General features: G+C 52.9%; 19 protein-coding genes. 4 read left to right on the plus strand and 15 right to left on the minus strand.

Translation table 11 applies throughout. The features are described from left to right. Nucleotides 1–80: 80 nt before the first annotated feature. From OCV69_RS12190 to yaaA, 9 genes are all read right to left on the minus strand, one after another. Nucleotides 81–1,397, minus strand: a complete 1,317-nt coding sequence (locus tag OCV69_RS12190; protein WP_158359463.1) for an ATP-binding protein — start codon at nt 1,395–1,397, stop codon at nt 81–83. Continuing rightward, nucleotides 1,397–3,043: a dihydroxy-acid dehydratase gene (ilvD, locus tag OCV69_RS12195; protein WP_158359461.1), complete on the minus strand. Its 1,647-nt coding sequence runs from the start codon at nt 3,041–3,043 to the stop codon at nt 1,397–1,399. The genes OCV69_RS12190 and ilvD overlap by 1 nt, the downstream gene beginning before the upstream one ends. A 27-nt stretch (nt 3,044–3,070) precedes the next feature. Next, nucleotides 3,071–4,084 carry a ketol-acid reductoisomerase gene (ilvC, locus tag OCV69_RS12200; protein WP_022273231.1) on the minus strand — a complete coding sequence of 338 codons (1,014 nt, stop codon included), beginning with the start codon at nt 4,082–4,084 and terminating at the stop codon, nt 3,071–3,073. 55 nt (nt 4,085–4,139) lie between these two features. Continuing rightward, entirely contained in the window at nt 4,140–4,688 is a 549-nt protein-coding gene (gene ilvN / locus OCV69_RS12205) for an acetolactate synthase small subunit (RefSeq protein ID WP_022273232.1), read from the minus strand. A gap of 4 nt (nt 4,689–4,692) precedes the next feature. Then, nucleotides 4,693–6,354: a biosynthetic-type acetolactate synthase large subunit gene (gene ilvB, locus OCV69_RS12210; RefSeq protein ID WP_158359459.1), complete on the minus strand. Its 1,662-nt coding sequence runs from the start codon at nt 6,352–6,354 to the stop codon at nt 4,693–4,695. Between the two features lie 488 nt (nt 6,355–6,842). Beyond that, entirely contained in the window at nt 6,843–7,637 is a 795-nt protein-coding gene (locus OCV69_RS12215) for a hypothetical protein (RefSeq protein ID WP_022273235.1), read from the minus strand. A 141-nt stretch (nt 7,638–7,778) separates the two neighbouring features. Then, nucleotides 7,779–8,417: a type I phosphoribosyltransferase gene (locus OCV69_RS12220; RefSeq protein WP_022273236.1), complete on the minus strand. Its 639-nt coding sequence runs from the start codon at nt 8,415–8,417 to the stop codon at nt 7,779–7,781. Between the two features lie 144 nt (nt 8,418–8,561). Next, complete coding sequence (locus OCV69_RS12225) at nt 8,562–9,437, minus strand: methionyl aminopeptidase (RefSeq protein WP_158359458.1); 876 nt, start codon at nt 9,435–9,437, stop codon at nt 8,562–8,564. Continuing rightward, entirely contained in the window at nt 9,438–10,244 is an 807-nt protein-coding gene (gene yaaA / locus OCV69_RS12230; RefSeq protein WP_158359456.1) for a peroxide stress protein YaaA, read from the minus strand. A gap of 203 nt (nt 10,245–10,447) precedes the next feature. Between yaaA and pcp the strand changes: the two genes are divergently transcribed. The 3 genes from pcp to OCV69_RS12245 all read left to right on the plus strand — a co-directional run bounded on the left by pcp (nt 10,448) and on the right by OCV69_RS12245 (nt 12,312). Beyond that, on the plus strand, nt 10,448–11,089 hold the full coding sequence (pcp, locus tag OCV69_RS12235; protein WP_022273239.1) for a pyroglutamyl-peptidase I: 642 nt from the start codon (nt 10,448–10,450) through the stop codon (nt 11,087–11,089). A gap of 240 nt (nt 11,090–11,329) precedes the next feature. Further along, nucleotides 11,330–11,662 carry a MerR family transcriptional regulator gene (locus OCV69_RS12240; RefSeq protein ID WP_158359454.1) on the plus strand — a complete coding sequence of 111 codons (333 nt, stop codon included), beginning with the start codon at nt 11,330–11,332 and terminating at the stop codon, nt 11,660–11,662. Nucleotides 11,663–11,724: 62 nt separating this feature from the next. After that, a complete protein-coding gene (locus OCV69_RS12245) occupies nt 11,725–12,312 on the plus strand; it encodes a DUF6591 domain-containing protein (RefSeq protein ID WP_158359452.1) in 588 nt (195 codons plus the stop codon). Nucleotides 12,313–12,389: 77 nt separating this feature from the next. On the opposite strand, the gene OCV69_RS12250 is transcribed toward OCV69_RS12245, so the two are convergent. From OCV69_RS12250 to OCV69_RS12275, 6 genes are all read right to left on the minus strand, one after another. Beyond that, complete coding sequence (locus tag OCV69_RS12250; protein ID WP_022273247.1) at nt 12,390–13,868, minus strand: UxaA family hydrolase; 1,479 nt, start codon at nt 13,866–13,868, stop codon at nt 12,390–12,392. An 8-nt stretch (nt 13,869–13,876) separates the two neighbouring features. Then, nucleotides 13,877–15,376, minus strand: a complete 1,500-nt coding sequence (locus OCV69_RS12255; protein WP_158359450.1) for a tagaturonate reductase — start codon at nt 15,374–15,376, stop codon at nt 13,877–13,879. Nucleotides 15,377–15,473: 97 nt separating this feature from the next. Continuing rightward, on the minus strand, nt 15,474–16,760 hold the full coding sequence (locus OCV69_RS12260; protein ID WP_022273249.1) for a TRAP transporter large permease: 1,287 nt from the start codon (nt 16,758–16,760) through the stop codon (nt 15,474–15,476). Then, nucleotides 16,753–17,262: a TRAP transporter small permease gene (locus OCV69_RS12265; RefSeq protein ID WP_022273250.1), complete on the minus strand. Its 510-nt coding sequence runs from the start codon at nt 17,260–17,262 to the stop codon at nt 16,753–16,755. The genes OCV69_RS12260 and OCV69_RS12265 overlap by 8 nt, the downstream gene beginning before the upstream one ends. 73 nt (nt 17,263–17,335) lie before the next feature. Continuing rightward, nucleotides 17,336–18,445, minus strand: a complete 1,110-nt coding sequence (locus OCV69_RS12270) for a C4-dicarboxylate TRAP transporter substrate-binding protein (RefSeq protein ID WP_022273251.1) — start codon at nt 18,443–18,445, stop codon at nt 17,336–17,338. A gap of 160 nt (nt 18,446–18,605) precedes the next feature. Continuing rightward, nucleotides 18,606–19,640, minus strand: coding sequence for a zinc-binding alcohol dehydrogenase family protein (locus tag OCV69_RS12275; protein ID WP_158359449.1), 1,035 nt, complete (start codon nt 19,638–19,640; stop codon nt 18,606–18,608). 297 nt (nt 19,641–19,937) lie between these two features. On the opposite strand from OCV69_RS12275, the gene OCV69_RS12280 reads away from it, so the two are divergent. Next, on the plus strand, nt 19,938–20,612 hold the full coding sequence (locus OCV69_RS12280; protein WP_158359447.1) for a GntR family transcriptional regulator: 675 nt from the start codon (nt 19,938–19,940) through the stop codon (nt 20,610–20,612). Nucleotides 20,613–20,626: the final 14 nt, after the last annotated feature.

Consider the following 20,626-nt stretch of genomic DNA (forward strand, 5'->3'; position numbering starts at 1 on the left):
ATGCTTTTTTCTGAACATAATGTAACAATATGTCTTTTATCGGTTTTTCCCTTGTGTCCTCTGGATCCCCTGTCCCCAGGCTACCGCTTCACTGCCACAAGATGATTGACGAACTGCTGGGCCGTCCGGCCGGAAAGACCGCCGCCCCGCATCTCAAACCGGTTGGCTTCATAACCGATCTCCTCATCACTCATCTCCTCCGGCGTGATCCCGGCCCGGCGTGCCAGCTCCACAGCCATCGCATTGAAGCCGCTCTTATCCGGCTTGGCGTAATAGATAGTAAGGCCGAACCGGTTCACCAGGGACAGCTTTTCCTCCATGGTATCGGACCGGTGCATGTCCTCTCCGTGCTCCATGTCGTCCCGGTCGCGGCTGGTCTCTTTTATAAGGTGACGGCGGTTGGAGGTGGCATAGATCAGCACATTATCCGGCTTTGTCTCCACGCCTCCCTCGATGACGGCCTTTAAGAACTTATACTCGATCTCAAATTCCTCGAAGGACAGATCATCCATGTAGATGATGAACCGGTAATTCCGGTTCTTCACCTGGGCGATGATGGCGGAAAGATCCTTGAACTGGTGCTTGTAGATCTCGATCATCCTGAGGCCGTCGGGGTAAAACTGGTTCACGATGGCCTTGATGCTGGTGGATTTTCCTGTACCGGAATCTCCAAATAAAAGGACATTGTTGGCGGCCTTTCCCTCCACGAAGGCCTTGGTATTATCCACCAGCTTCTTTTTCTGGAGCTCATAGCCAATGAGATCGTCCAGCATCACTGCATCCATATTGTTGATGGGAAGGAAGCGGACGGTCCCGTCCTCATTCCCGGCAATGCGGAAGGCCTTATTCAGTCCGAACATACCCACGCCGTAATCCCGGTAAAACCCGGTCACATGGAAAAAAAAGGCCTCTGCATCCTCTGCCTCCGCCAGCTTTTCACTCAGGGCCCGCACCTTCTCACTGACGTTCCTGTTATACATCAGTTCCTTTTTCCGGATGGCCTTATAATGGGTCAGATGGTAAAAGCAGTCGATGGAAAGCGCCTCCTCCATCCAGGAAAAATCGTAATGGAACAGCTGCCGGAACATTTCAAGATCATGTTTTACAAAGATATTGACCGTTCCGTCCTGGGCTCCCACCTTTTCACATACAAGGCTGAAGGGATTCTCACTGGTGATCAGGAGAAAGGTCAGGTAATTCTGCCAGAGGTTTTTATCAAAGGCATAATCAGTGGATACAGAAAGGAGGTTTTTCACCTGGCCGAATACCCGGGTGCGCAGCACGTCCCTGTCCTGGCTCCCGTCTTTTAATCTCATGCAGATATCAGAAAGCTGCCAGAGGATCGAGTCCTCCGGCAGTTTTCCGTATACCAGCAGATTGGATACGATCTGGTTCATTATTCTACGATTGCTCCTCTGTCTGCTGAGGATACCATTCTGGCATACCGTTTCAGATATCCGGTCACCTGCTTCGGCTCCTTTAACTTCATGGTCCTTCTGCGCTCCTCCATCTCCTCATCGGAAACCAGCAGCTTTATGCTGTAATTGGGAATGTCGATGGCGATCTGATCCCCATCCTTCACATAGGCGATGGGGCCTCCGGCCGCTGCCTCTGGAGAAATATGGCCGATGGCGGCTCCGCAGGACGCGCCGGAAAATCTTCCGTCCGTCAGAAGGGCCACGGTGGTATCCAGCTTCATTCCCACGATGGCGGAGGTGGGGGAAAGCATTTCCCGCATTCCAGGTCCGCCGGACGGGCCCTCGTAGCGGATCACCACCACGTCTCCAGGCACGATCTTTCCGGCATAAATGGCTGCAATGGCCTCCTCCTCAGAGTCGAAGCACCGGGCAGTCCCCGTGTTCACCAGCATTTCCTGCTTTACGGCAGAGCGCTTTACAATGGCTCCGTTGGGCGCCAGGTTTCCAAAGAGCACCGCCAGCCCTCCGGTCTTTGTATACGGACGGTCCAGTGGCCGGATCACCTCCGGATCACGGTTCTCTGCATGAGCCACGTTCTCACCCAGGGTCTTTCCTGTGACGGTCATACAGCTTCCGTCGATCATCCCGCCGTCCAGCAGCTCCTTTAACACAGCGGAGATCCCTCCGGCCTGCATCAGATCCTGCATGTGGTGATGGCCCGCCGGAGCCAGATGGCACAGGTTGGGCGTCTTCTCGCTGATCTCGTTGATCATATGGAGATTGATGGAGATCCCCGCCTCATGGGCAATGGCCGGAAGATGGAGGGCTGAGTTGGTGGAGCAGCCCAGGGCCATGTCCGCGGTCAGGGCATTCTCAAAGGACTTTTCCGTCACGATGTCCCTGGGACGGATGTTGTTCTCAAGAAGCTTCATGACCTGCATCCCCGCCGTCTTTGCCAGGCGGATCCGCTCGCCGTAAACCGCCGGGATGGTTCCGTTTCCTGGAAGGCCCAGTCCCAGGACCTCTGTAAGGCAGTTCATGGAGTTGGCCGTGAACATACCGGAGCAGGAGCCGCAGCCGGGACAGGAGCTTCCCTCGATCTCAGCCAGCTCACCGTCGCCGATGAGACCGGCCTTTCTGGCTCCCACTGCCTCAAACACGGAGTTTAAGTCTCTTTGTCCAATGGAGAGCATGGGGCCTCCGGATACGAAAATACAGGGGAGATTCAGGCGCAGGGCCGCCATGAGCATTCCCGGCACGATCTTGTCGCAGTTGGGAATGAACACCAGGGCGTCGAAGCAGTGGCCGCTTACCATGCATTCGATGGTATCCGCGATCAGCTCCCTGGAGCTTAAGGAAAAATGCATGCCCTTGTGGCCCATGGCGATGCCGTCGCAGACGCCGATGGTATTAAACTCCATGGGAGTCCCGCCGGCCGCCAGAACGCCGTCCTTGACGGCCCTGGCAATGGTCTGTAAGTGTACGTGGCCCGGGGCGATCTCATTGAATGAGTTGACCACGCCCACGAAGGGGCGGCGGATCTGCTCGTCGCTGTATCCGTCGGCTTTTAAAAGGGAACGGTGGGGAGCACGCTCCACGCCGGATTTTACCTGATCAGAATTCATATGCTGCACTCCTGTCCTTCCTTAAGATTATTTTGCCTCGTCTAAGTTCTGGGCCTGCTTCCAGCCCATCTTGGCCCTTAACTCGCGGCCGGTCTTTGCTGCCAGCGTGTCCGCATGAGCGGCTCTGGCTGCGTTGAACATGGTGCGGCCTACCTGGTTTTCCAGGATCCAGTTCTTGGCAAAGGTGCCGTCCTGGATCTCTGTGAGCACCTGCTTCATCTCTGCCTTTACGGAATCGGTGATGATCCGCTTTCCGGTCATGTAGTCGCCGTACTCAGCCGTATCGGAGATGGAATAGCGCATTCCCTCAAATCCGGCGTTGAAGATCAGATCTACGATCAGCTTCATCTCATGGATACACTCAAAATATGCGTTCTCCGGCTTATATCCGGCCTCCACCAGCGTATTGAAGCCAGCCTCCATCAAGGCGCATACGCCGCCGCAGAGGACTGCCTGCTCACCGAAGAGGTCGGTTTCTGTCTCTTCTTTAAATGTAGTCTCTAAGATCCCGCCTCTGGCTCCGCCGATGCCTGCCGCATAGGCCTTTGCCACCTCCATGGAATTTCCGGAGGGATCCTGCTCCACGGCCACCAGGCAGGGCACGCCCTTTCCAGCCACATACTGGGAACGGACGGTGTGGCCCGGACCCTTGGGAGCGATCATGATCACGTTCACGCCGGCCGGCGGGATGATCTGTTTAAAGTGGATATTAAAACCATGGGCAAAGCACAGGGTCTTTCCGTCGGTCAGATTTTCCCTGATATCGTTTTTATAAAGAACCGCCTGCTTTTCATCGTTTACCAGGATCATGATGATATCGGAGGCCTTTACGGCGTCAGCGGTATTCATTACAGTAAAGCCGTCCTCTTTTGCCTGTACGGCAGATTTAGAGCCCTCATACAGACCCACCACCACGTCACAGCCGGAATCCCTTAAGTTCAGCGCATGGGCATGCCCCTGGGAACCGTATCCGATCACAGCGATCTTCTTTCCATCCAGAAGTGATAAATTGCAGTCTCTCTCATAATACATTGTAGCCATAGTTTTTTCTCCTTTTTTATATATAAAATTTGGTTAAAGCCTTTTTCATCCGCGCTTACGGTTCCGGCTGATCTTCCTCCGCCTCCCTGGGAGCGACGCTTAAGGTATTGTCCCAGCCGATCCCAATGGCGATATCTCCGGAGCTGCTTAACTCCAGGATCCCAAACTTGCGGATCTTCTCCACGAAGGAATCCACCTTTTCCTTGGTCCCTGTGATCTCGGCAGTCAGGTGCTCTTCTCCAAAGTCCACCACCTTCCCTCCGTATTCATTGATCAGCTCCAGCACCTGGTGCTTGGAGGAGCCGCGCTCCGTTCCGGTCAGATGCATCTTTACAAACATATGCTGGGCAAATAATGTATGCTCCTGTTCCAGAAGGGCCACAGTCTTCACATCATAAAGCTTATAAAGCTGGCGTACCACCTGGTCCTTCATATACTCATCTCCCGTGGACACGATGGTGAGCCGGGTGTATTCCGGGTTCTCTGTAGGTCCGGCGGAAATGGCGTCGATGTTATAGCAGCGCTTGGCGTAAAGTCCGGCGATCCGGTCCAGGACACCAAAGCGGTTGTTGACGATCAGGCCAACGGCAAATCTCTCTTCCATAGGCTTATCCTTTCACTATCATGTCTCTGGCCGACCGGCCCGGCGGGATCATGGGGAGCACCTTTTCGTCCATACCGATATGGCAGTCGATGAGCACCGGTCCGTCGCTCTGATCCGCCTCGTCCAGGGCTTTCTTCAGCTCCTCCATGGTATGGGCAGAAACTCCTTTTGCCCCGAAGGCTGCTGCCAGGGCCGGGAAATCCGTCCTCCGGTCCAGGGTGGTATGGGAGTAATGGCAATCGTAAAAGATCGTCTGCCACTGTCTCACCATGCCTAAAACATCGTTGTTCATCACCACAATGGTCAGGGGCAGGTTCTGGCTCACCGCCGTGGCCATTTCGTTTAAATTCATCCCGAAGCTTCCATCCCCGGTAAAAAGCACCGTCCGCTTTCTTCCGTTGGCGATGCAGCCTCCGATGGCAGCTCCCAGGCCGTAGCCCATGGTCCCCAGGCCGCCGGAGGTCAGAAGCCTCTGGGGCTTTTCAAATTTATAGAACTGCATGGTCCACATCTGGTGCTGTCCCACGTCGGTGGCCACCACCGTGTCCGCGTCCCCGTGGCGGTTCACCTCTTCAATGATCGCCCTGGGACTGAAGCCTTTTGCAGGCGGCAGGACCTCCGCGCTCTTATACTCTTCGATCTGGCGGAGCCAGTCCGGATGCTCACACTGGGGGAGCACATCCAGGATCCTTTGAAGGATCATCTTCACATCTCCCCACATGCTGATATCGGGACTCACATTCTTTCCGATCTCCGCCCGGTCGATATCGATATGGACCGTCATGCATTTACTGGTATATTCATTCAGGTCGCCGGTGGCCCGGTCCGAAAACCGCACGCCCACAGCAAACAGCAGATCGCACTGGGACTGGGCCATGATGGAGGCGTACTGTCCGTGCATGCCGCACATGCCCAGGTTCAGCGGATAAGAGGCCGGCACTGAGGTAAGGCCCATCATGCTGAGTCCCACTGCCGCATCTAACCGCCTTGAAAGCTCCAGGACTTCTTTTTCAGCACCCGAGGCGATCACGCCGCCGCCCGCATAAATAAACGGCCGCTTTGCTTTCTTTACCATTTCCAGCAGCTCGTCCAGGCTGCTGATGCTGGTCTTTCTCTCCTTCTTCACAGAAGGTGCCTTCATATCCGGATCGTATTCCCACTCCGCCGCCTGGACGTTTTTTGGGATATCGATGAGCACCGGCCCCTTCCTCCCGTCATTGGCGATCTCAAAGGCCTCCTGGATCGTCCTCTGGAGATCCTTAATATCCCGCACCATGAAATTGTGCTTCACGATGGGCTGGGTGATCCCCACGATATCCACCTCCTGGAAGGAGTCCTTCCCCAGGCTGCTGACTGCCACGTTTCCTGTGATGGCTACCATGGGCACTGAATCCAGGTATGCGTTGGCAATGCCGGTCACCAGGTTGGTGGCTCCGGGCCCGCTGGTGGCCAGGACCACTCCTGTTTTCCCGCTGGCCCTGGCATAGCCGTCGGCCGCATGGGCCGCTCCCTGTTCATGGGCCGATAATACATGGCGGATCCGGTCTGATGCCAGGTAGAGCTCATCATAAATATTTAAGACCGCGCCGCCCGGATATCCAAATATCACTTCCACTCCCTGATGGATCAGCTCCTCCACCAGGATCCGTGCACCATTCATTTTCATAAAATCTTCCCCTTGTCTGGTTGATGGAAACAGATCTTCCGGGCCGCCTCCACAGAAAATTTCCCTTCCGCCGCACGGCGGTCCCCGCAGAAAGCGTTTTTTATATCATAGGATGTACTTTCCCATGATACAAAAAAACCTTACAGCGTCGTGCTGTAAGGTTTCTCTCTATCCCAAATTTCTTTGAGTATACTGCCGTCAGATCCCTTAAGTTTCAGCATAACGCAAATAAGCATTCCCGTCCACGACGATAATGCTGCCAATAATTCGGATCACGACTGCGATTAGTACCAGTTCCATCATCATTGTATCTGCGTCTCCTTCCCTTAATGTTAGTTTATATTATACAAATTTCATCTGAAATTGCAAGTGCTTTATTTTCATATTTTCCATAAATCTTGGTTATGGTACGGCGAAACCGTGCGCCCCGCTGCGGGGCCAGGCGGCCGGTCGTCTTCCCGGCAGAGTCACAGTGCTCCGGCCTTCGGTCATCTTCCCGGCAGGAACCGGTCTGCCGGCACATGGATGTCCACGCTGAACGCCGTTTTTATAAGCCAGAGGAAGAACCACAGCACCAGCACCGGTATCACACAGTTAATGATGATCAGGACCGCCACTGCATCCACAAAGCGGCCCAGCGCCTTTTTGGCCTGATCCACTGCTCCATTGAGCTTCTCTCCTACCCCTAAGATCCAGCCGGACAGTCCCTTTTCCTCTCCGGATGCCTCCGCCGCTTCCTCTTCCACCGCTCCTGCGGCTTTTTCCGCCTCCTCAATGGTCTGGCTGACCTCAAAGGCCTCCTCGATCAGACTGCTGACCTTTAAGCTCGCGGGGATCACCATAAATATGGCGAGGCCGGTCACAGCAAGGCGCAGGGCTAAACGTTTTAAAACACCGGAGGATAAAAACATTCCCAGGATCCCCAGGACGCAGGCAGCCGGGATCAGAAGAGAAAAGGCCGCATGGCCCGTAATGGCCAAAAGGAACTTCTCCAGCATCACAGCCCCCGCGGCGATCATCAGATAGCTCCCAAGCTCTGCGATCTGGTCCGCCAGGGGAGTCGTGGCATCCCCCGGAATGGCTGCCACAGCGATGGAGCTGGCCGCCACAGCCGCCGTCATCTCCATGACCGTGATCTTCTTTTCCTCCAGGGCCTCCATGGAGGCCTTATGGTATTCCGGCGCAGATACTCTTTCCGATACTACAAAAGCCGAAAGCGCTGCCACTGCAAGCAGCACCAGGGCCAGGACCGTCTTCTGCATCATATTTTTATTTAATTCCATGTTCTGTTATCCTTTCTCTTATGGTACGGCTTTCTCTCACGGAATGGGGACCCCGGAAGGACCGGCTGCCGGCCGCTTTTTCCTATGGCATAAAAAAGGCGTCCAGAGACAGCCGCAGGACGCCGTTTTTCGTTTTCCCGTTTACAGTTTTGAATATCCGTATGGATTGATCAGCGCATCCAGCTTCTTTCCTTCCTTGCAGATCGGACAGTTGCGGTAATCGCTGAACATATAATCCGGCAGCTCCCGCTTTCCGAATACGGATTTGATGGGGATCCCGTTCATCTCGTCCAGGGCGCTGAACACTGCCGATACGCTCTGGATGATGCCGCCGTAATACTGGATTCCCTCGATGCCCTTGTTGATGGTAAGACCCGTGGTCACGGTGGCAGTCAGAAGGATCACATTCTTCCCGTTTAACATGGGACGGAAATTATCCTTGAACATGATCTGGCTGTTGCTGTTGAATTCGGGCTTGATGATATAAATGGTCTTATGGGCGTTCAGGGACAGGAAGCCGCCCTTTGTCAGCTCCTCTGCCAGAAGCGTTCCGATGACCTCTGTTCCTTCCATGCATACGATGGTATCCACGACCATGTCATACAGGTACATATGTACCAGTGCCCTGGCGATCTCCTGGGCCTCACTGACGCGGCTCTTGATGGTCGTCAGATCGATATAATAATTGGTGTGGGCATGGTTGGTGGCAAAATGGCCTTTCGTGACCTTTAAGCCAACGTCCGTTCCGGGTGCATAAATTTTCTCGTACTTCAGCTCCATAGATCTGCCTCCTTTTTATGGGTTTCACGCACATAGCCGTTCAGATATCTGACTCTATTATACTAAACCTTCCGAGGTATCACAAGAAAAATTTACACATTTTATCTATTTTTTTGAAATAGAGTTACTATTTTCCCATTTTCTTTACCAGGCCAGCACCTCATGACCGTCCTCGGTCACCAGCACCATGATCTCCCACTGGGCCGACGGCTTCCCATCCTCCGTATAAATGGTCCAGCCGTTTCCATCGTCCACAAAGATCTCGTCGCCGCCCATATTGACCATGGGTTCAATGGTAAAGATCATGCCCGGAGCCATAAGCATTTCCGTTCCCCTGCGGGTCACATAGCTGACAAAGGGATCCTCATGGAATTCCAGTCCCACGCCGTGGCCTCCCACATCCTCCACCACTGTATAGCCGTGCTTTTTCACATGGTCATGGACGGCCTGGCCCATGTCTCCCAGATATCCCCATGGCTTCACCTCCTGGAGCCCCTTTTCCACCGCTTCCCTGGTGACGCGCACCAGCTTCTCCTTTTCCGGTCCCACATCCCCGATCATGAACATACGGGAGGAATCGGAATAATAGCCGTGGAGGATGGTGGACACGTCCACGTTGATGATATCGCCCTCCTTTAAGACCACGTCCTCCGACGGGATACCGTGGCACACCTGGGCGTCGATGGAGGTGCAGACGCTTTTGGGGAAACCCTCATAGCCCAGAGGAGCCGGGATCCCTCCGTGCTTTGTTGTATAATCATACACCCACTGGTCGATCTCCGCCGTTGTGATCCCGGCCCTGATCCGCTCTGCCACGTAGTCCAGCACCGCCACATTAAGCTTTCCGCTCTCCCGGATCCCCTGGATCTGCTCCGGCGTTTTTATGATCTTGTGGGACGGCACCTCATGGCCCATGAACCGGGCTCTGCTCACCCTTCTGTCGAATTCCTGGTGACACTGGCCGTAGGGCTTTCCGCTCCCGCACCAGCATGGGTCTCCGCTTCCGATTCTCTTTAACATTTATTTTTCCTCTTTTCCATGATTTTTTATGAACACAAAGCTGTTTTCCTCCGAATGCTCCGGAGAATACCCGTAGCCGGATACGGAAAACTCTTTGACTGCTTCCACATCTGTAACATTGTTTTCTGCCAGAAAACGGACCATCTCTCCTCTGGCCATTTTGGCCTCCGTGGCCTTTACCTTTACTTTTCCATCCTTCAACACGCCAAAGACACAGGTAACAAACCGGATATCCGGCGTCAGGAACAGCTCGATGGCTTTGCTGTATTCCCTGGAGGCCAGATTTATGATCACAGGCGTATTTTCTGCCTTCCCGCTGCTGCCCGGCGCTGTCTCCTCTTCTGTCTTTCCGGTCAGCTCCTCAAACAGACTGCTCCCCCAGAAATCGTACAGATCCTTCTTTCCATCCACCGCCAGCCTGGCCTGCATTTCCAGGCGGTAGGGCGTTACCCGGTCGTCGGGCCGCAGGATCCCATAAAAACCGCTCAGGATCCGCAGATGGTTTTTTACGTATTCCCACTGGTCATGGGAAAACAGGTGAGGCGCCATATACTGGTACTGGATCCCCACATAGGAAAGAAGGGCCGGCGTCAGAGCCCGGTCCAGATCCATGGCCTGGTACCGCTCAAAATTTTCCCGGGTGATCCGGTCGTTGGCCTTAAACAGCTCCTTAAGCTCCTCTTCTGACATGGAGCAGAGCCGTTCATGCAGCCGTTTTGTCCGGTCCAGAAACACCGGGAAACCGCCGGGTTCAAACAGATCGCTGCATTCTTCCATTTTCTTTGCGGGGGAAATAATGATCTTCATCGGATGTTTTCGCTCCTTGCATATTTTTCCAGCCTTCGGTATAATGAGGATATCAGAGGGCCGCGCTCCGCGGCCCGGGGCTCCGGCTCCGGCACTGGATATTTCCGGCTCCGGACCGGGTCCCCGTCACTTATCATACATTCACAGAATGGGTTTGTCAAACCATTCTGCACAGGGGTGTACAGCAGGAAAGGGGAAACGTCATGAAGGTATTAGTCACAGGGTTCGATCCGTTTGGCGGCGAATCCATAAATCCGGCCTGGGAGGCCGTAAAATGTATCAGAAATGAGATCGCCGGGGCAGAGATCGTCACCATGCAGATCCCAACCGTAGTCGGCAGATCCATTGAAAGGATCCATGAAAAGATGAAGGAACTCCAGCCGGATATGGTCATAAGCGTCGGCCAGGCAGGCGGCAGGTTCGGCGTAACGCCGGAGCGGGTAGCCATCAACATCACCGACGCCAGGATCCCCGATAACGAAGGAAACCAGCCCATTGACGAGCCAGTTTTTGCGGATGGGGATGCCGCGTACTTCAGCAATCTTCCCGTGAAGGCCATGGTCCAGGCCATCAAGGACGCCGGATATCCGTCCAGTCTGTCCAACTCCGCCGGAACCTATATCTGCAACCATGTGATGTACGGGATCCTCTATTATATCCATAAGGAATTCCCGGATGTCCGCGGCGGCTTTATCCATGTACCATACGCCGCATCCCAGGCAGTCAATAAACCCAATACGCCGTCCATGGCCATTGCAGACATCACCGCAGCCCTGGAGGCCGCCATTGAGGCCGCCGTCCGCAACACATGCGATATCCGGGCAGTGGGCGGGGAGATCCATTAAGGGGATAGTCCGCCCCGGCGTATATAAAATATCAGTTTCAACTGAAAAATCATATCAAATACGTCCTGTAAGAGCATACATGCTCTGATGCAGGGCGTATTTTTGTTTTTCTCATCTTCCAGTCCGCTATCCGCGAAAATCACAAAGTCTTTTGCGGGAAGCGGTCCTGCCTCATAAAAACAAATCATTGACTGCACGCGGCGTGCAGTCTTACGCTGAAAAGGAAGATGAGGTAATGATGTGGAAGCGAAAACGTTGCGAGAAATATGCGCCGGTACCGGAGTATCCAGGCGTACCATCCAGGGATATGAAAAAGCCGGGCTGGTTTCTGCCTCCGGTAAAAATAAATATGGCCACCTGCTCTATGACCAAGCGGCAGAGGAACGGATCCGGAACATCCGTTTCTATCAGCAGATCGGGTTTCCGGTCCGCGAAATATCCGGGATTATTGACGCTTCCATCCCAGTGAAGCGCAAAGCCCTAAAAAACAGGATCAAGGCGTTAAAAAGGGAGCAGGATGAGCTGAAACGTCTGATAGAAAAAGCGTTGAAGCTGCTGGACTCGCTCTCATGATACGCTGCCGGCAGGAACGTTCCCAGGAATTACCAAAAACCATTATACTAGGAGGAATCATAATGAACATGAAGAAAACAGCTCTCGCAGGAGTCTGTGCTGCGGCCATGACAATTTCCATGGGGCTCACCGCCTTTGGAGGACAGTGGAGATCTGATGCCCACGGCTGGTGGTACCAAAACGAGGATGGAAGCTATCCAGCAGATGCCTGGCAGTGGATCGACGGAAACAGCGATGGAACAGCCGAATGTTACTTCTTCGACAGCCAGGGATACTGTATGACGAATACTGTAACCCCCGACGGCAGCACGGTGAACGAGTATGGAGCCTGGACCATAAATGGCACGGTCCAGGTGAAGGCTTTCCCCAGGGAATCCGGAGCCACAGATGGGATCCGGTCCGAATTTAAAAAGGCGCTGGATACATATGAGCAGTTTTTCGACGAGTACTGCGCCTTCATGAACAGGTACTCCAATTCCGGTTACAGCCCCGAAATGATGGGAGACTATGTCGCTTTCCTCTCAAAGTACCAGGAAGCCATGGATAGCCTCAACCGACTGGATAACCAGGAATTAAATAACTCAGAGCTTCTGTATTATCTGGAGGTCACTGAGCGCATTACCCAGAAACTGACAGAGGTTTCCCTGTAATAGGAAGGGATTGTAAAAACTGTGTGAATTTAAAAAAAGAACGTATGGGCGGCCCCTTTTGGGGCCGCCCATACGTTTTACAGTACAACGCCGTCCTTAAAGATGGAGATCTCTCTGAATCCCTTCTCCTCGGCCTTTGTCTGCTTTCCGTCTGCCGTTTCGATCACCAGCTGCAGCAGTCTCTTTGCAGCGTCGTCGATGGATTCTCCATCGGCGATGGGGCCGGCGTCAAAGTCGATCCAGCCCTTTTTCTTTTCCGCAAGCTGGCTGTTGGTGGCCAGCTTAAGAGTCGGGGCCGGAGCTCCGAAGGGGGTTCCCCTTCCTGTGGTGAACAGGATCATATGGGCTCCTGCCGCTGTCATGGCTGTGGCGGAGACCAGATCGTTTCCAGGTCCATACAGCATATTGAGCCCCTTGGCTGTCACCGGATCTCCGTAGCCGATCACGTCCATGATGGGAGCCGTACCGCCCTTCTGGACACAGCCGCAGGACTTGTCCTCCAGGGTGGTGATCCCGCCCTGACGGTTTCCGGGACTGGGGTTGTCATAAACCACCTCATTATGGCTGATAAAATAATTCTTAAAGCCATTGATCATGTCCACGGCCTTTTCAAACACCGCTTCATTGACGCAGCGGTTCATTAAGAAGCCCTCTGCGCCAAACATCTCCGGCACCTCTGTGAGCACGGTGGAGCCGCCTCTGGCCGCCATCATGTCGCTGAAGCGGCCCACAGCCGGATTGGCCGTGATCCCGGATAAGCCGTCAGAGCCGCCGCACTTCATGCCGATGACCAGCTCGCTTACAGGAATGGGCTCTCTCTTAAACTGGGACGCATATTCCGCACACTGCTTTAACAGCTCCCGGCCCTCAGAAAACTCATCCCCGGCTTCCTGGCAGATCAGGAATTTTACCCGGTCCTTATCGTAATCGCCCAGCTCCTCTAAGAACTGCTCGTGGGTCAGATTTTCACAGCCCAGTCCCAGCACCAGCACAGCCGCCGCGTTGGGATGACGCACCAGGGCCGCCAGAAGCTTCCTTGTCTGGGCATGGTCCTCGCCGGTCTGGCTGCATCCGAAGGGATGGGGGAAGGTGTAAAGACCGTCGATGGTCCCTGTCACAAGATCCTGATTGTCCCGCACCATCTTCTTGGCCACATCGTTGACGCAGCCCACCGTGGGAATGATCCAGATCTCATTGCGGATGGCGGCGCGGCCATCCTTTCTGCGGAAGCCCTGGAAAGTCTCCGGCTCCACCTTTTCAGGGAATGTGAGGCTTGGGGTATAGGTGTACTCCATCTCACCTTCCAGGTTGGTCTTTACGTTATGGGTGTGCATCCAGGTTCCCGGAGCAGCATCCTCGGTGGCATGACCGATAGGAAAGCCATATTTTACCACATTTTCACCCTTTTTGATGGGAAGAAGGGCGATCTTATGGCCCTGGGGGATGTCCATAAGAGCTTTAACAGTGATCCCTCCGGCGGTGATCTCCTCGCCTTCTGCGATGGGATGGAGAGCCACTGCCACGTTGTCCAGATCAGAAATCCTTATTGTCTTCATATTTCAAATTACAGGCAGCTTGCAAACGCAGCCTTTGCTCCTTCCGTGCGGATCATCTTTAAGTCGGCAGTAACGGTTTCTTCCAGTCCGGCGATCTTTGTAAGATCCTGATCCCACATCTGTTCGTTGGTAAGAACGGCATGGACCAGAGCCTCTGGAGTGTCGTTTCTGTGGGCATAGTAAAATTCCAGGGCCCAGCGGTCATCGCTTACAGTATACTCATTTCCAGCCGGGCGTCTGCATACCAGTCCGGCGTCCGTAAGGGACTGGATCTCATTGCTGTAAAATGCGATATAAGCAGCCAGGGACATGGTCAGGCACTGGGGCAGGCAGCCCTTTTCCTCAATGTAGCCTAAGAAGGACGGCATATTCCGGGCTTTCCACTTGGAGGTGGAATTTAAGGAAATGCTCATGAGCTCATGGTTTACAAAGGGATTATTGAACCGGTCCTCCACGGCGGCAGCAAACTGCATCAGATCGTCCTTATCCAGCGGAAGGGTCGGGATCACCTCATCGTAGAGCATCTTGTTCATGAAGCCCTTGATGGTCTCATCGTTCATGCAGTCCCGGACGATATTTTCACCTGCCAGGTATGCGCCGAGGACAAAGCCTGTGTGGGCGCCGTTTAAGATACGCACCTTTCTCTTTTTGTAGGGGCTCATATCCGGTGTTACGAATACCTTATCCAGAAGTCCGGCCTTCTTAAAGGGAAGCACATCATTTAACTTCTCGTCGCCTTCGATGACCCATACGCCGAACACCTCTCCCACGTCCAGCAGGGGATCTGCATAGCCGTGCTTTTCTTCTAATTCAGCCACTTCCTTCTCATCCCGGATACGGCCCGGTACGATCCGGTCCACCAGGGAGCCGCAGAAGGTGCAGTCCTCATTCACATATTTTCTGAAGCTGTCCTCCAGCTCCCACTGGTCAATGTACTGGTTCACGCACTTTAACAGTTCTTTTCCGTTGTTGTCGATGAGCTCGCAGGCTAACATCACGATCCCCGGCTTTCCGGCTTTATAGCGGTGATATAAGACCTGGGTCAGCTTTGCCGGGAAGCTGGACGGCGGGCAGTCGTCCTTTTTGCAGGAAGGATCATACTGGATGCCTGCCTCTGTGGTGTTGGAAACGATGATCTCCAGATCGTCGCTGGCAGCCACATCCATCATTTTTTTGTAGTCGTCGGCTTCATAGGGGTTTAAGCAGCGGCTCACGCTGGAGATCACGCGCTTTGCATCCACCTTCTGGCCGTTTTCACTGCCGCGCAGATACAGGGTATAAAGGCCCTCCTGATCATTGATCATATTGGCAAGGCCTGGAGCAATGGGCTGTACCAGGCAGCACTTTCCGTTCCAGCCGGCCTTCTCGTTGGCCAGATCGAACCAGTAATCCACGAACGCCCGTAAAAAGTTTCCTTCGCCGAACTGCAGCACCTTCTCCGGCGCATCCTTTAATACATATCCATCATAACCGGATTTTTTTAACACTTCATAATTTAAACGTTCCATAAAGCTTTCCTCGACTTTCTTAAAAAATCTGCCGGATGAATGCATGACCATCCATCCGGCAGGTGAAGCCACCTCCATTTGGAAGCAGGGCTCTTTATTAATAGAACAGATTTACCAGGAAGGTGGTGAACGGCTCGAACCATGTCAGGAGCATCAGGTTGACCACCAGCAGGATGTAGAACGGAACTGCCTCTTTAATGAAGGCCGCCGTCTTACACTTGGTAATGGAACAGGTAACGAACATCAGCGTGCCCATTGGCGGAGATAATGCGCCGATGGCGTTGTTGAAGATATAGATCATTGCAAACTGGATCTCGTTGATCCCGTACTCGGCAGCAATGGGAGCCAGTAACGGAACCAGAATGATCATGGAAGCGTTTCCTTCAATGAACATGCCCACAAGGAGAAGGAACACGTTCACAACGATCAGGAATACGAATTTACTGTGGATATTGGCTAACATCCATGCGGTCAGCGTCTGCGGGATCCGCTCCTTGGTAAGGATCCAGGAGAATACAGATGCCGCGGATACGATGAGCATGATGGATGCTGTGGAGCACACGGTCTCCTTTAAGCCCTGCACCATATCCTTCACATGCATTTCACGGTAAATGATGCCTAAAAGGGCAGCGTAAAGGATCGCCACAGCTCCGGCCTCCGTTGCGGTGAAGATACCGATACGGATACCTCCGATGATGATTATCGGAAGCAATAAGGGCAGGACTGCCGGCTTAAAGGCCTTCCAGAACCGGGGCCAGGTGAGCTTTTCTGTGGTCAGGTTTCCGTATCCGCGTTTTTTTGAAATAAAGCCCACTAAGATCATCATGGTGATGCAGAGGAGGCCGCCTACGCCAAAGCCGGAAATGAACAGCTTACCGATGGATACGTTGGCAATACATCCGTAAAGGATCATGGCGATTCCCGGGGGGATCAGCGGAGTGATCATAGAGGAAGCTGCCGTAACCACGCTGGAAAACTCCAGGGAGAAGCCCTTCTTTGTCATCTCCGGCACCATCATTTTGGACTCCATGGCCGCGTCGGCGATATTGGAGCCGGACAGACCGCCCATGACGGTGGAAAGGAGAACGTTTACCTGGGCAAGACCGCCGGGAAGACGGCCAGTGACAACCTCACAGAAGTCCATGATCCGCTTTGTAACGCCCGTATAGTTCATGAAGATACCCGCACAGATAAAGAACGGGATGGCCATAAGGGAGATCTTCTCCGTACCGATGATGGCCTGCTGGGCAAATACCACGGCATTGATATCGGGATTCAATACGAAATACACCATGGAGCCGCCAAGAACGGCAATATACACCGGAACCTTAAGGAATAACAGGACCAGCATTACGATGGCTGATAACATAAGAACATCACTCATTGCTGCTTGCCGCCTCCTTTGCTTCCGATTTTACACCTTTAATGATGCTGTAAAAATAGCTGAAGATCATATCAATGTAAGAAAAAATCGCAATTCCGTATACGGCTGTATAAGGAATCTTTAACATGCTGGTGGAACGGCCGCTCTTTATGAATACCTGGATGAAGCCGATACTCTGGAAGAACAGATAGCCTACAACTGCCACCACCACGATGGAAATGAACCATTCCATGATCTTCTGCACCTTCGCAGGCATCAGATCCACGATCATTTCGATGGCCACATGGTTTCCGGTCCTGAAAGCGGCGCCGGCCGCTGCAAATACGATCCATACTAAACAGGAAGTCTGCACCTCCTCGAGCCATGTGAAGGGAGCGTCGAAAATATAACGCCAGATCACGCCCAGGAAGGTAAGGACGATCAGGATCGCCAGGATCGCAGATGCAACTGCGATATCCAGGTTCATCAGGACAGAAGCAATTTTATTTTGTTTCTTTTCCATACCTTTGCTCCTAATATTGGCTTCTGCGGCCAGACCGCAACGGTCCGCCGCAGAAGATCATTTCACGTCAGTCTTATTCGTTTGCGCCCATGGCTGCTCTTACAGTGTCATAGAGACCATCTGTCCAGCCAAAGTCCATCTCATAGAAGGGCTGTGCCTTTTCCTTGAAGCCTGCAAGAACCTCTTCGGACGGCTCCACAACGGTAACGCCCTCGTCCTTCATCTTCTGGAGGTAATCGGCCTCAGCAGCCTGCTGTACTTCGTTGTTGTACTCACCGGCCTCAGAAGCGGTCTCTAAGAGCCAGGTCTGCTGCTCTTCTGTTAAGCTGTTGAACCAGTCAGCAGAAACCACCCATGTGGTGAAGTTCTTTACATGTCCGTCAAGGATCAGGTACTTGGCAACCTCATGGAGCTTTCTTCCATAAAGAGTTGCCAACGGGTTCTCAGCGCCGTCGATGGTCTTGGTCTGAAGAGCCTGGTAAACATCGCCTAAAGCCATACCTGTGGAGGTTGCGCCTAAAACGTCGAAGCCCTTGGACTGGATCTCATTGGAAGGAACGCGGATCTTTAAGCCCTTTAAGTCCTCAACTGTGTTCACCGGAACGTTTGTTAATGTATGTCTCTCGCCGTAGATCCAGTTGGAAGCGATGATCTTAAGACCTTTCTCCTCCAGCTTGCCGCACTGCTCTTTATACCAGTCGGATTCGATCAGAGTCCAGCACTGATCCCAGTTATCAAACAGGAACGGTCCGAATACGATACCGAAATCCGGTACGCCGTAGTCTGCATAGAAAGCGCCGTCTGCCAGTGTGCAGACATTCTCTCCTAAGAGCATGGAGTCGATCAGGGAGGACTTGTCTCCTAACTGGGAGTCCGGATAAACCTCAATGGCCATCTTTCCGCCGGATTTCTCTTTGATGATCTCCTGTGCCTTTGTCCAGCCCTCGCCAACGGGCTCAGTGATGGAGTTCTCGAATGCGACCTGGAGAACTACCTCTGCGTCTGCACTGCCGGAATCAGCTGCTGCTGCGGTCGTCTCCTTGTCCTCAGCTGCTGCTGTTGTTTCCTTGTCAGCTCCGGCTGCTGCCGCAGTCGTCTCGTCTGCTCCGCCGCCGCAGGCTGTAAGAGTTGCTGCTGCCATTGCTCCTGCCAGTGTCAGGGCCATAACCTTTCTCAGTTTCATAATGTTTTCCCTCCGTTTTTAGCTTTTTGCAGCGGTCCGGCTGTTCTTTGCGCCCTCTGCGCCGGCCGCCTGGGCCGCTGCATATTTTGGGTTTATGTGTAAAGCCCTCCAGGGCCTTCACGTTCCTTTTCTTTGCGGGATCCGTCCCGCCCGGCTGTATTTATTTCCCGATAGCAGAGAAATCAAATACGACCTTTAACATATCTCCCGGATTGTTGGCAAAATCCTCAAAGGCCTTTGCAGCCTCATCAAAGGGATATACGTTGGTGATGATCTTCTCCAGAGGAGCCTTTCCAGCGTTCACAATGTCGATCAGCTCCAGGAAATCCTTCTTTAATGCGTTTCTGGAGCCGTAAACGTTCAGCTCCTTTTTCTGGATCAGCGTGAAGTTGAAGTCCAGGTTCTTCTTTCCAACTCCAATGAGCACCATACGGCCGCCAAAGCAGCAGGCGTCAATGCAGTTCTGGAAGGTGGACGGAAGGCCCACCGCCTCGATGGTAACGTCAAAGCCGTTGCCGTCTGTGATCTCGTTCACTCTCTTCTCGAAGTTTTCCGGAGAATCATTTAAAAGTGTTCCGTCTACGCCAAAGTCCTTTGCCATCTCCAGCTTTCCGGCAGATACGTCGGAAATGTAAACAGACGCGCCCTTGGCCTTGGCTGCGATGGCCGCCAGAACGCCGATGGTTCCGGCTCCCACTACCAGGACCTTATCTCCCTCTTTTACGTTGGCCCGGCTCACGCCGTGGTAGCTGATGCAGAAGGGCTCGATGGCTGCCAGTGTCTTTGCATCCATGCCCTTACCGTCGTACACACGCTCAATGGGCATTGTTATGTACTCCTGGAAGGCGCCGTCTCTCTGGCAGCCCATGGTCTGGTTGTCCATGCAGGCGTTTACGGTGCCGTGCTGGCAGGAATAGCAGTGGCCGCAGTTGAAGTACGGGTTGCAGGTCACGATCATTCCCTTCCTGATCCCATAGGCATTGTTCTCGTCGGCCTCGATGACCTCTGCGGAAAACTCATGGCCCGGGATCCTGGGATAATCGAAGTATGCGAAGGTCCCGCGGTAGGAGCCCAGATCACTTCCGCAGATCCCGCCGTAAAGAAGCTTCAGTAAAACTTCGCCTTCTTTTCTCACCGGCATTTCCACGTCTTTGATCTCGACCTGGCCGGGAGCGTTAATGTACATTGCTTTCATGGTTCATTCCTCCTGTGAATGATATGTTGATACCTCATCGGTTTCATTTTGTATTCTTTGTTGTATACATCAGATTATAGACACCTTCTGCCAATATGTCAATATGGAACCGACTATTTTCTTCTGTTCTGTACATTTTAACAAAGCATTCTTCTGTGTTTTGTGCATTCCGCTGTGTTCTATTTTGTTATTCTTTTAACATTTCAGCACCTTGAAAATTCTCCGATTCTATGGTAAACTTCTGTTATATACATCAGTGCTTATTTACGTGTCATTTTTCATCATAAGGAGTCCCATATGCCGAAAACAAATCTGAAAACCTTAGCATACAATAAGATACGCCAGAAAATCGTCACCTGCGAATACGCTCCCGGCACCTTTCTAAATGAAGAGATCCTGACGGAGGCCCTGGGCTTAAGCCGCACGCCCATCCGGGACGCTTTAGGCCGTCTGGAGCAGGAGGGGCTGATCGAGATCCGTCCCAAACGCGGAATTATCGTTAAATCTTTAACCGTCAGTGACATCAACATGATCTTTGAAGTACGAAATATGTACGAACCCTATATCCTGAAAAATTACGGCTCCCTTCTCCCTGTGGAACGGCTTCATGGATTTTACGATATTTTCCTCCACACCGATTCCAACAGCGAATGCTTTAAAAACAACGACTATTTTTATGAACTGGATTCTGATTTCCATTTGATGATCGTCCGATCCTGCCCCAACGTTTACATCCAGAACAATTACAGCCTGATTCTCACCCAGAATGCCCGGTTCCGCTACATGACAGGCAACGTTTCCAATAACCGTCTGGAGGACACCTTCAAAGAGCATCTGGACATCATCCGCCCCTGCCTTCAGAAAAACTGGGACGAGGCTGCAGAAAAAATGCTGTATCACCTGAAGGAATCAAAAAAATCCACCTTCCAGCTGATCTTCGATGGCATGGACAACGGCACCATTAAATTCTGACGCCTCCGACCCCG

Source organism: Alitiscatomonas aceti (assembly GCF_025567195.1).
GTDB lineage: Bacteria > Bacillota > Clostridia > Lachnospirales > Lachnospiraceae > Alitiscatomonas > Alitiscatomonas aceti.